The 13,378-nt window shown below is 36.5% G+C and carries 8 protein-coding genes; 7 read left to right on the top strand and 1 reads right to left on the bottom strand.

Annotated elements, in window-relative coordinates:
* Window positions 1-219: 219 nt before the first annotated feature.
* The 7 genes from ACYVHJ_RS14820 to ACYVHJ_RS14790 all read left to right on the top strand — a co-directional run bounded on the left by ACYVHJ_RS14820 (window position 220) and on the right by ACYVHJ_RS14790 (window position 12,025).
* Complete coding sequence (locus ACYVHJ_RS14820) at window positions 220-3,654, top strand: RHS repeat domain-containing protein (protein ID WP_460516025.1); 3,435 nt, start codon at window positions 220-222, stop codon at window positions 3,652-3,654.
* 12 nt (window positions 3,655-3,666) lie between these two features.
* Window positions 3,667-4,125: a hypothetical protein gene (locus ACYVHJ_RS14815; protein ID WP_460516023.1), complete on the top strand. Its 459-nt coding sequence runs from the start codon at window positions 3,667-3,669 to the stop codon at window positions 4,123-4,125.
* A complete protein-coding gene (locus ACYVHJ_RS14810) occupies window positions 4,122-8,687 on the top strand; it encodes a DUF6443 domain-containing protein (protein ID WP_460516021.1) in 4,566 nt (1,521 codons plus the stop codon). Before ACYVHJ_RS14815 ends, ACYVHJ_RS14810 begins: the two co-directional genes overlap by 4 nt.
* Window positions 8,680-9,384, top strand: coding sequence for a hypothetical protein (locus ACYVHJ_RS14805; RefSeq protein WP_460516019.1), 705 nt, complete (start codon window positions 8,680-8,682; stop codon window positions 9,382-9,384). The genes ACYVHJ_RS14810 and ACYVHJ_RS14805 overlap by 8 nt, the downstream gene beginning before the upstream one ends.
* Before the next feature lie 423 nt (window positions 9,385-9,807).
* Window positions 9,808-10,428, top strand: a complete 621-nt coding sequence (locus ACYVHJ_RS14800) for a hypothetical protein (protein ID WP_460516017.1) — start codon at window positions 9,808-9,810, stop codon at window positions 10,426-10,428.
* Window positions 10,400-11,143 carry a toxin-antitoxin system YwqK family antitoxin gene (locus ACYVHJ_RS14795; protein ID WP_460516015.1) on the top strand — a complete coding sequence of 248 codons (744 nt, stop codon included), beginning with the start codon at window positions 10,400-10,402 and terminating at the stop codon, window positions 11,141-11,143. Before ACYVHJ_RS14800 ends, ACYVHJ_RS14795 begins: the two co-directional genes overlap by 29 nt.
* A gap of 198 nt (window positions 11,144-11,341) precedes the next feature.
* A complete protein-coding gene (locus ACYVHJ_RS14790) occupies window positions 11,342-12,025 on the top strand; it encodes a hypothetical protein (RefSeq protein ID WP_460516013.1) in 684 nt (227 codons plus the stop codon).
* Window positions 12,026-12,182: 157 nt separating this feature from the next.
* Here ACYVHJ_RS14790 and ACYVHJ_RS14785 read toward each other — a convergent pair whose 3' ends face one another.
* Complete coding sequence (locus ACYVHJ_RS14785; RefSeq protein ID WP_460516011.1) at window positions 12,183-12,788, bottom strand: transposase family protein; 606 nt, start codon at window positions 12,786-12,788, stop codon at window positions 12,183-12,185.
* Window positions 12,789-13,378: the final 590 nt, after the last annotated feature.

The following is a 13,378-nucleotide window of genomic DNA, read 5'->3' as shown; positions in this document are numbered from 1 at the left end:
TGTAAGTAGCGTATATGTTTTTACATAATTTGAATTCATAATTAGCAGATAAATAGCCTAATTATTGGTGTTTTTATAGAGTTAATTTAATTGAATAAAATGATTTATATATTTTAATTTATTTTATCTAAATTGTTTTTTTTGTTTTTATTTATTATTTTAATTTATAATTGAATATTTCAATCTAATTATTTGCAAATTTTTTATAGTTTGAGGAATATGGAAAGAGATAATTTAACTAGTGTTTTTATACGGTCTTTTTGTATTTTTATTTTCTGTTTAACAGTAAGTAATTTTGGTTTTTCTCAAGACCAACATGTAACTTTCCCATCACCTAATGCCTATTCATTAGTAAATTATACTCCTTCCACTGTTAATCATTATACCGGTATTCCTGATATTAGAATTCCATTGTATACTGTTGATTCAAAGGAGCTTCATGCCAATGTTGATTTGTCCTATTTTACAGGAGGGGTTAAAGTCAATGAATTCCCCAACTGGGTGGGCTCCGGTTGGTCTTTAAATGTAGGAGGTGTTATCACGAGAGCAATTGGAGGAATAAATGATGATGAAGAATCTATTGGTTTTTACTATACAGGACATTTATTAAAAGATAATTGGCCTAATCCATCAGATAATTATTTAGAAAGTCAAAGAGTAGGGCTTGTAGATGGAATGCCCGATATGTTTTATTATAATTTTAATGGAAAATCAGGAAAGTTCTTTTTTGATAACGATGGAGGAATAAGAACTCTTCCCTATGCCAATATCAAAATTGAATTGGTGGATAAAGGTTCTATCTTCAAAAACTTCGGTTCTGTTATCTTCCGTTTTAGTGGTTTTAAAAAGTGGAAAATTACAGATGAAAATGGGGTGATTTATTATTTTGAAGAATTAGAATTATCAAAATCAGAATCTGCCACTTTTACCCAGGAAGGTGGTTCCGGGGATGTAAAAGATATAGTCACAAGCTGGTATCTGACAAAAATAGTCTCTCCGAATTTAAATGATGAAATTCTTTTTGAGTATGATTATTCAAACTTTGATACCTCATCATCTCTCTATGAATACCAGTCCACAGCAATAGGTTATTATACCCATCATGGAAGCAATATTTTTCTTGGCAATGGGAGTTTAACTAATATGGGAGGCTTTCCTGAGAATAGAGGTCAAACGATAAGTAGAAACTACAGGCATAATTTAAAAAGAATATTGTTTGAGAATGGAAGACTTGAGTTTTTTACTTCGGTTCGTAAGGATATGCCCCATCCTGCCATGGAGTATTTATTTTCTTCATTCAAATTAGATTCAATACTCTTAAAGAACAATCAAAATGAGATTAAAAGAAGGTTTGCTCTTGAATTTATCGACAAGCCCAGCCAAAGGTTAACATTGAAAAAATTAATTGTAGACAAGGATCAAGTTTATTCTTTTGAATATAACAACATGCACTTGCTACCCGGGTATAGTAGTAGAGATACAGACCATTGGGGATATTTTAATGGGGCAGGTAATATTGGTACAGGATTGATTCCTACTTTTTCATTTAGTTCGCAAACTTTTCAAGATAAGACCTATCCGGGAATTAATAAAGATCCTGATAGGGGAAAAATGAAATACGGTGTTTTAAACAAAATTACTTGGCCCACAGGGGGGAGCAGGCAGTTTTTTTATGAGCCCAATGACTATAGTTTTATTAATGAGACTCCTTTGGAAGAGGATGGATGGTCCGCATGGAATTATATTGATTCATCTATAGCGTCTTCAGTAACTTTAAATCCTTTAGCACAAGTTCAGCTGTGGTATGAATGCAGTACAGGTGGGGTTGCCTATGGCGACAATATCGAACCCTGCGCTTCTGTGCTAACTCCTTGGAACTTCAATTTTACAGGAATCTTTGATCTAACCAAATATATTCCTCAATATACCGGTGAAATAGATGTCAAAGTCAAGTTAAAATACAGGTTATTGGAAGAAGGCTCAATAACAAAAAAAATTGGAGGTGGTATACGTGTTGCTGAAATTCATGATGTTGACCAATTTAATCTTCCCATCATAAGGAAATTCGAATATACCCAAGAAGGTAATGTTGATCTTTCATCCGGCGTAGCTGGAAGTGATTTAAAATATCATGCTCCTTTTACATCAGGAAGTCAAGGCTCCGATATTTTTGCTACAGGTGTTAAAGCTTTTTCCCACTCAGCTTTTCCCCTATCCATGACGCAAAGCCGACCCATAGGTTATCAAAGGGTTGTTGAAAAAATTGATGGTAATGGTGAAACAATCCATAAATTTACTTCTTTTTATGATTATCCGGATCAAATCGGTTTGCAGAATAATCCCTATGAAATGCCGCTTGTTATTAAAAAGAGTTATGATTATAAAAGAGGTAAATTAATAGCAAAGACTCAGGCAGATAATTTTGGAAATGTGGTTGAGAGTAAAAGGGTGCTTGGGTATAAAACCCTCAAATCGGGATCGCCGGTAAAAGTGTGGCAATCTTTCCCTTTTATAAAATTTATATTACAATTTCAAAACAATGGATCAATGCCTCCATTTCTGCCTGTAACGCTAAGAGAAACTACAGCATTTTCTATAGAATCTGAGTCTTTTAAACCAGCCTATGAAATGGATAAATTATTTTCAGATGATTCTGAATTAACGGTTGAACGCTCTTATCAATACAATGCATTTCATCAACTTCGAAGACGAACGGTAGTCAATTCTAATTGGGGATTTGAAAGTGAAGAGTATAAGTACCCTTTGGAGTATGAAAAGCCTTCTCAAGAGATTAATGCATTGTTAAACAAAAATATGATTAGTGATCCAATAGAATCGGTTAAATCTGTGAAAAATGGGGTAATTAGTGGGCAGGCAAGAAAATGGAAAATTAAATCAGGAGAGGTTTTATTGGATGAAATTCTACATCTAGAAACAGATGCTCCAATAAAAAATTTTCCCCACTCAGTAGACGGAATTTCATTTCATGAGTCTTTTGTAAAAAAGACCAAACTTGGCTACGATCAAGCATTTAATATTAACCAAATAGAAGAGTTAGGTCAAAATAATAGGGCAATTCTATGGGATTCTACTGAAAAATTACCGGTATGTGAGGTGCTTAACTCCCGTCCTGATCAAATTTCTTACACATCATTTGAAACGCAAGAGAAAGGAGGGTGGACTTTTATGGGTAATTCCGTTTCTTCTATAGGCTCCAGAACAGGTGGTAGGTATTATGATTTGGGAACAGGAAGTATCTCAAAGTCGGGAATAGAGGCTAGTTCAAGTGAAAAATATTTGCTTACATTTTGGGTGAAAAGGGCCAATGGTTCAGCCAATTGGGAGTTTATGGGACAGACAGAGGAATTAGACAATAAATGGAAGTTAATCCAAAGGATAGTTACTGAAAATAAGCTTAGCATTGAAGGAAACGGTTTGCATTTGGATGAATTGCGGCTACACCCAATTGATGCCGGAATGACCACCTATACCTATGATCCTTTGGTTGGGCTGACATCTAAGACAGATGCTAGAAATTACACCTTGCATTACCAATACGACTACCAGGGGCGTTTGAAAGCAATCAGAGATGATCAAGGTCAGTTAAAGGAACTTTATGAGTACAACTATCAAACAAGTGGATTGAATCCTTAAAGTGTAGGTGCGATGAAAAAATTAATCTTATTTATTCTAGTAGTTTTTCTTATCGCTGTAAGTCCTGTAGCTGCACAAAAGATAGAGGCAATTGATGCCCAAAACCTAATTGGATATTGGCAAACGGATTCTGTAAATCAGCTGTCAGCAATAAATTACGGCATTTCGGCAAAAGATTCAATGACCAAAACGGCTGAATCAGAAGCAATGAAACAAGCCATTAAGTCCAGGTCATTTATTTTTTCAGAGGACGGGATTTTTACTGCCCAATGGGTAATGGGTAAAAGACAGAATATTGTCAACGGTAAATGGGAAATTGAAGGTACATCGCAGTTAGCTATTGAGATCAATGGAATAAAGACCAGTTATTCCATTCGAGTTAACGGAAAAGATGGGATTTTATTGATACCAATGAAGGCGCGTCGTGGACAAATCCATGAGTTGTATTTTACTAAGAAGGATGCAAAATGAAGCCTTATGTCTTTTCACTTTTAATCTGTGTATACGGGCAATATGTATTTGGCCAAGAGGTCACTCAGGTTCAAATAATTGGCCCGACTACTGTTAGTATAGGTGAAACAGCCCTATTTGAAGTTAATTTCTGGAATGGTTCCACTATGGTATATCCAAACAATGGGATTGGAAGTATGTGGTCTGTTCCTGATGCAACGATCAATTATGAGACCTATAATTCCATAAGCATAACCTTCAACTCAGCCGGTTCTTTTATTTTGACCTATCAGTTCATGACCTTTGATGGGAATTTTAATGACAACCTACCAATACGGGTACCCAACATAAACCCTTGTGAGGAAATAGAAGCTTCAGCAGTAAATGTCTCACGCTTTGAGAGCGGTTCAGTAGAACTTACAGCGTCTCCTGCACCTGCAGGTTTTGAATACCGATGGTTTGCTTCCGACCAAAATACTCAACTAGGGACATCCAAAAGTTTCACCACACCTACGATCTCCGCAACGACTACTTACTACTTGGCATATGTTCATACCTCTTCCGGGTGTATGACACCTAAGGTACCGGTAAAAGCGATAGTTGCCAACCATAATTATGTGAAGAAATATACGGCAAAAAAAGCCGGGCTGGATGAAATGACTATTGTGTCGGTTAATTCAAGCCAATCTCAAAAGCAATTCGTTTATCATGATGGACTTGGTCGGACAATGCAGACAGTGGGAAAAGAAAGCACTGTTTCGGGCAAGGATTTGATTGTACCTGTCGTTTATGATGAATTTGGTATGCAGCCCAAGGAATGGCTCCCTTTCTCTATTACCAACGGACAAAAACCCGGAGATTTTCGCCCTGCCGCTATTAATGAACAAAATGCTTATTATTCGTCCCTATATGGAGCAAATCCCTCAGGCTATGTAGAAAAAGATTTTGAAGCTTCACCTTTAAATAGAGTCAGCAAACAAGCAGCGCAAGGAAATGCTTGGAAAATGGGGTCCGGTAAAGAGCTGAAATTTTATAGAAGGCCCAATACTACGGAAGAAGCTATTCGTGTATTTACCGTAAATCAGACTGGACTTCCCGAAAGCAGTTTAACTTTTCGTGCCAATGATCTGTGGGTAGAGATCACTGTGGATGAAGACGACAAAAGTACCCTCACCTACACGGATAAACTAGATAGAGTAGTGTTAAAAAAAGTGCAGGATACTGCGGCACCAACAGATGAAGGCCATTCGGGTTGGCTTTGTACCTACTATGTTTACGATGTTTTCTCAAGGTTAAGCGTGGTCATTCCTCCCAGGGCCACCCAAATTCTTGCCGATGCAAACTGGAGTACTGATATCAGTACCAATACAAGCCTGGCTAAGGAACAATATTTTCATTATACCTACGATAAAAGGGGGCGAATGGTAGAAAAATACATACCCGGAAAAGGTTTGGAATCCATGGTATATGACAATCAAGACCGGTTGGTAGGTATTCAGGATGCCAATATGGCGAATGAAAGCCCAAAACAGTGGCTCTTTACAAAATATGATGGACTAGGAAGGGTAGTGATGACCGGAATGACCAGCTCAAATGATGACAGGGCTACAATCCAAAACAATCTCAATGAGATGCCTTCAAATGAAGCCTCAGTAAAGGCCAATACAGCTAAGGTAAAAACAGGATCTAGGATAACTTCCGGTAAATACGATGGGTATCAAGAATATGTGGCTGAAAAATCCATCAGCCTAAAACCCGGATTTGCTATGAAAGCCAAAAGAAACCAAAAATTCACTGCTCAGATTGGAACGGGAAGTTCAGGCAAGGTTGGGGCTTGGCCGGAAGATGAAGGCGATATCTTGACTGTCAACTATTACGATTCCTATGAATTCTTAAGTGAATTTTCCTATGTTGACCATGGTTTACCTTTTACCCCTCAGCCTACTACAAGAATTCACGGTTTACAGACAGGTAAAAAGGTGAAAAACTTGGAAACCGGGGAATTTTATACCACCGCTATATATTACGATGAGGAAGGGCGAGTGATTCAAACAATCGCTGAAGACCAGCTTGGGGGAACAGTGTTGAATTCGACTGCTTATAATTTTGAGGGTCAACCTACTCATACTTTGCTTTCAAGCAGTAGGGTTGAAATCCCCGATATCCTCCGAACATTTACCTACAATGTTACCGGTCAAATTGCCTCGATAACACATAAAATTGGATCCGATCCTGCTGTTACCCTGGCTGCTTATGCTTATAATGACCTCGGGCAACTTGTTTCCAAATCATTTCCGGGCCAATCAGCTATCAGTCAAACCTATGACTATAATATTAGAGGCTGGCTAAATAGCCAAGGTAGCAATGAAATGGGGATATTCAAACAAAAACTCTATTACCATACCGGTAGTGAGAAGAGTTATTATAATGGCAATATTGCCGGCATAGAATGGGTGGGGCAGAATGGTAAAGCTAGGAGTTTTGCTTACCAATATGACAATGCCAATCGACTGTTAGCTGCAAAATTTAATGCAGCAGGGGAAAATAACCATTATTCCCTCCAAGGAATCAGCTATGATGCCAATGGTAATATATTGACTATGGCTAGGTTTAACGAAAAGTCAAATAATACCTATGGAAAAGTGGATGATTTGACCTACAAGTACGATAGCAATGAGGATTTAGGAGGTAGCTATTCCAATAAATTGTTACGCGTCACAGACGGGTTGGTTTCCAATACCCATACCGCGAAAGATTTTAAACCCAATACCGGGTCTCAAGAAGATTACAGCTATGATGCCAATGGTAACCAAACCACCAATCCCGACAAGAGGATTACTAAAATTAGTTACAACCACCTGAATTTGCCCGAAGAGATCACTTTTTCTACTGGAGGAAAAATTAACTTTGCCTATGATGCAGAAGGGAAAAAGCTAAGCCAGACGGTTCAGGAGAACCAAGACAATTCGGCTAAAACAAGAGACTATATTGGAGAGCTGGTGTTTCTAAACGGATACTTGGATTATATGATCCATGAAGAAGGCCGGGTAACTTATGAATCCAGAGTATATCAATATGAGTATTTTGTTAAAGACCATCTAGGCAATGTTCGACAGGTGCTTAGGCAGCCTAAAACCGAGACAAAGTTGGCGACCATGGAAAGCCAACATGTACTGAAAGAGCAGGAAGATTTCTCTGGGCTAAGTGCTTCCAGGCAAACTGATCAGGAACACAATGTAACCCCGGGTGGAGATAAAGTTGCATGGCTAAATGCAGCAAGAGGAAGGATATTAGGCCCATCAAGTAGGCAAGAGGTATTTACAGGAGATCGCCTTAACCTAAGTGTATATGGCAAGTACGAGGAACAGCTATTTCAAAAAACAAACCCGGCAGGGTTTGTAAGCAGTGGAGGAAAAAGTAAAATCCTCAATGACCTCAATGAATTGTCCAAAAGTACCCAGCAAGCAGGAGCTGCCAACCCGATAACGATATTAAATATGATTGGTATAGTGGCGACAGACCTACAGCAAAAGCAAACCCCGGAAGCTTACTTACTTTATGCCCTCTATGACAGTGATGGCAACCGCTACGAAGTAGGCAAGCAGCCCCTAAGCAGAAAAGCCGCCAATCAACATGAGGTTTTAGAAGAAAATTTGTATATTTCACAAGATGGATACATGGAAACCGTCTTGATAAATGAAACAGCCGACGACGTCTGGTTCGATGATTTTAGTATTTCCCGTACCCCCTCGATAGTGATCCAAGAGACCCACTATGATCCATGGGGATTGGAGTTGGCTGGGCTGGGATATCAAAATGGAGGAGTTAAGGAGAATAAGTATTTGTACAATGGGAAGGAGCTGATCGAGGACAACGGGCTGGAGTATTATGACTACGGGGCGAGGATGTATGATCCTGTGCTGGGTAGGTGGGGAGTGGTGGATCCTTTGTCGGATAAAATGACAAGACATTCGCCCTACAATTATGCGTTTGATAACCCTATAAGGTTTATTGATCCGGATGGGATGATGCCGGGTAATTGTTGTCCACCTTCTTCAGAATTTATTTTCGTTTCGGAGATGCATAAAAACTTTGATTTCATTAAATCGAATTTGCAAAGTTTATTAGGAGCTGAAAGAACTAAGAATGTAAATAGTCAAACCGCAGGAATAATTACTGAAACAGAATTTAGTAGTGGTCCTGTAGATTCTGGGACAAATAGTGATAAAATAGCTGGTTTTGTAAATATGGATGGTTTAGGTGAAGTTGGGAAAGGTGCACCTTCTGGTGGATTTATGGAGAGGGTTGCTAATGCTTTAAGTGCTATACTTGGTTTAACCAATGAATTAGAAATTTCAGGAAAGATTAAGGATAGACATTCGGGTGAAACGATTATTAAAAATTCTAATATAAAAGAGGACACGATCTTTCTTGATGTTAAAACTTATAGTAATGGAGTTGGAAGGAGTATAAGGTATAAAAGAGTTATTGGTAATGATACAATTCAAGTTACAGGAACGGGAAATGGAGTTAATGAAGGTAAAAAAGCCTTGGATAGTATTAAAGAAAAGAGAGATGAATAATTTATATGTCATTTTAATTGTTAGTGTTATTTTTGCTGGATGCAATAATAATTATTTCAATATAGAAGGAAATTCTCCAATAATTTTAAGTGGTGAGTTAGGAGAAATAAGGATCTTATTAAAGCATGATGATATTTTGATCGATAAACTTGAAATTTTCAATAAAGAGAACAAGTTTATTTTAAGGCAGGAGTTTGATGATAATGGTTTAATTTTTACAAAATTAAATCATTATGAAAAAGATTCAGCTTCTAATTTAGCATATACTTCATTTTTATCGGGAATTATAAGTGAAAAAGTTAATGATACCTTAACTAAGGAAACGTATCATAATTTAGTGACTACGAGAGAGTTCAAAGTTAAGGATGATATTTTATATTTGGATATGTATGAACATGATGAAAAGAGGTACAATGCTTTAAATATGAAATTATTAGATTCGGAATGGGTGAGTGATAATAAGGTGAACTTGTTACTAAAAAATTATTTTCCGTATGAAGGTGAATTCGAATTCTATTATTTGAACTCAAGGGAAAAATTAATTTCTAAGAAGATTGAAAAAAACTATTATTTGGTTGAATTTCAAAAGGATTCTATAGAAAAAAATAGTATAAAAATAGATGTAGAAATTATTCCCTCTGATAAAGACTCTTTGATTAATTCAGTTTTTACACAGGAAATATTTCTTAAATATTAAAATCAATATGTAATTCAGATTCCTGCGCCAACCAACATGAGGTTTTAGAAGAAAATTTGTATATTTCATAAGCCAGATACATGGAAACTGTCTTGGAAATTAAACTGCTGATGCCGTCAGGCCTGCCTGTCTAACAGATTGGTTTGATGATTTTAGTCCCTCAAGAACAACATCTTGGTCCATTCAAGAGACCCATGGAGCCTGTCCTGAGAAACTCAGGAATCCATGGGGATTGGAGTTGGCTGGGCTGGGGTTTGAATATGGTGGTGTTAAGGAGAATAAGTATTTGTACAATGGGAAGGAACTGATCGAGGACAACGGGCTGGAGTATTAGGATTACGGAGCAAGGATGTATAGCCTGTCCCGAACATCGGGAATCCGGTATTGGGTAGGTGGGGAGTGGTGGATCCTATGGCGGACAAGATGACAAGACATTCGCCCTACAATTATGTGTTTGATAACCCTATAAGGTTTATTGATCCGGATGGGATGATGCCATGTGAAAATTGTGACCCATCTAAGTATTTTAAGAGAGAAGTAGAAAGTGAATTCGCTTTTGTAAGAGATGGGATTGAAAATAGTTTTAAAGCTTTTGACAAAACCATAAAAAATATTGAAAGATCTTTAACTGATTTATTGGTATCAGTAGACAATAAACTTAGCAACGGTGGATCAGGAAATACCCATTCCTCAAATCTATATAGTGGCGATGATTCAAAGGTTCGAAAAGGAAAGGTAGAGAATGATATAAATGTTGATTCTTTTATTCTTCCTTATTTGAGAGTTGACCCTTCTAAGAATGCGAACGAGGATTTTGTACAGGGAGTTGAAATTGGGGTAGCAGTGTTTGACTTTGGGAGTAAATTATTAGAGAAAAATACCAATAAGGATACAATTTTCATTAGTGGTACTGGTAAAAACCATTCTGATGGGACGGTATCAGTTAAAATGGATGTCGGTGGAGATACATTAGATTATAGAACAAATAATGAAGAAGAGTCATTTAATTTAAGAGATGATAAAAATAAAAAGTGGAGTAAGTAAGTTGTGTTTCAGTATATTGATTCTATTTACATTTAGCTGTGAGGATAAAAGAAATTTAGTTTCTATAGAAGGTAATATTGTATCCATTTTGAAAAATGATTCTCTAAATTTAATTATTGAACTTCATGATAATGGAAATGTTAAGAAGATGATTTCCAAACGAAAAGATAGTATATTAGTAATCAGTTATTTTGATACTGGGTTAATTAATGAGTATATCCCAACACTTGCGGGGAAGAAGCATGGGGAGTACTTGCTTTACGATGAATCAGGAAGAATTAAAAAAAAGGTGAAGTATAAAGAAGGAAGTAGGCATGGAGATACCTTTGAGTTTTTTTATGATACCTACTCTTTATCTCAAAGGTTGTATGAAAATGATGATGCGATATATTCTAGTGTTTATATGGAAGGCGAAAAGATTTTTAATTCACCTATTCCTGTGTTTGAGGATGAGATCTTTGATTCAAGTTCATATGAAGCATTGATTACCTTTCCCTTTAAATTTAAAGGGGAAATTGAAATTTACTTTAGAGATTCTCTCGATTTTGATAAAACACTCATCGATAAATACAATATGAGGTTAAGAATTAATAATTTTAAAAATGATTGGCCACAATATGAAATAAGATTGGTTTATGAACCTTCTGAGGATGATACTTTAATAGAAACTGATTTTGTATACAATAGGAGTATTGATTCTGATAGGGTTAAATAAAAATATTTCCAATCAAGTGGTATTTATAACCTAATTTTTTCATTAGTCAACTGGGTCAACTTATTTTACTTCATTTTTTATTGAATTTTTATTATAGTGTATAGTGACATTTCTTAATATGTTAATCCTTTTAAGGAGTTAATATATTCCTTCTTTTCATTTAGGAGTGTAATAAAAGAGATAATCATTGAGAAATATATGAAAGGTATATATAAAAAATCAGATTTTAGTTTTGTCGTTTGTTCTCTTATTATTGGGTGCAATTTTAATTCCTTTAATATTGAAGTTGGGTCACCAGTAGAAATAAATAGTAAGTTTGGAAAAATAAAGCTTGTTTTTAAAGAAAATGATATTACTATCGATAAAATTGAATACTTTGATAAGGAAAATAAGTTGTTTTTAAGTCAGGAGTTTGATGAAAAGGGTATAATTGTTACAAAATTGAACCATTATGATAAAGATTCAACTTCTTATTCAGCGTATACATCATTTTTATCTGGAGTTTTCAGTGAAGAAGTAAATGACACCTTAATTAAGGAAACATACCATAATTTAGTAACGACAACAGAATTTAAATATAATAATGATATTTTGTACTTAGATATGTTTGAATATGGTAAAAAGAGGTGCACTGCCTTAAATATGAAATTGATAGATTCTGAATGGTTAGGTGAAAATAAGGTGAAGTTATTATTGAAAAATTATTTTCCATTTAACGGTGAATTTGAGTTTTACTATTTAAATTTGAGAGATAAAATAAAATCTAAGAAGTTGGAAGAGAATTATTATATGGTTGAATTTCAGAAAAGTTCGGAGAAAGTTAATAGTATTCAGGGCTTCTTGGAAAATTCGATAAAACTTGACCACGGAAGGGTAAACTAATTCATTCGTGGTTATTTTGTGTGTTTATCTTCTGATCAGCAGTACAATTCGACTACGGTAAAGTGCAATTTGGTGAGGCATTGGGTAGGTTTTCTTTGACCTTTTATCCATTGGGCATAGGTATCCCACGATAAAGATTTTTTGATCTTTTTTCTCTTTAGGCTGCCTTCTCTCTGGGTGCAGGCTCCTCCCGGTTTCTTTTCTTTGCGATTTTTACAGCATTGGCCGCCATGGTTGCAAAAGGCACCATCAACATCTCCCGCTTTTCTCCCCGGACTTTAATTTTTCTTAGCCCGTAATGATCTTTGTGGGTTCCGAAAATACCTTCCATTACCGTTGCCCTTTGCTTTGATATTTCGCTGCTGAGTATCTTCTCTGCTTTTGAGTATTTTTTTGGGCCCTTCTTCGGGAAGCAGGTGAATATGCTGTTTCCGGTACAGTATCTTCTGTTTTCGTTGGTGGCATATATTCGGTCTGCGCCAAGCTGTGATGTTCCCTTGAAAACTTTTTTGTGTTTCACCACGCAGGTTTTCAGCCTTTTACATTCATTGAAGTTTCTGAAACTCATCTTGTCTATAAAAGAGAGCCCATCGACCTGCAGCATGTGTACATTCATTCCGAACTCCACAGGTTTGTTTTCTTTTCCCCTTACTATAGGCCTGACATAGGGTTTGTGAAGGGAAACGATCCTGTCTTTGGGCTCAGATGGTTTGTGGGTCAACAAAAATGTCTGCTGTACCAGAATTTTCTTGATGGTTCTCAAACATGCAAAATCCCCCGACCTGGGTGTAGAATCCTCTACACCCTCATATTCCTAAACTCCTTTGAAATCGTCATCCTTTAAAAGCCATTTGCAATGGCTTACTTAAGCACTTCATGGCAAATAAAAATTTAGTATTTTGATCCCTGTCTGATTAAGGTTGGAATATACAGCCTAGATCTTTTATTTATTACCAGCATTATTTATTTGTATATCCTTTGGATAAAAACTACTTTTAGTTGTGGGAGAATTCTGCCGAATTAGCGAATCGGAAATACTTCCCCTTGCCACTATGGTTCCGGGCTTAAACCCTTATTCATTTTGGGTTTAACAATCCGGTACGCTACAGTGACCCGCTGGGACTGATGGGGCAGGATCCGGGGATATGGGGTACGGGAGATACCTACGCCTCAAACAATTCCCAAAATCCCTTTGACTTTATGCCCAAATTTACCCGAACCAATCCGGGATCGGGGAATCATTGGTCGGATGGTCGTGTACTGAAATAGGTTGACACAATTTAATTAAAAATTGTAAACCTATAATCGGACAAAATGAGTGAATTACAAAAGTTCTCCGAAGATGCAAGGAGA

This window comes from Cyclobacterium sediminis (genome assembly GCF_054781075.1).
The sequence above is the reverse complement of the archived record's forward strand: the minus strand, read 5'-3'. Positions and strand labels throughout refer to the sequence as shown.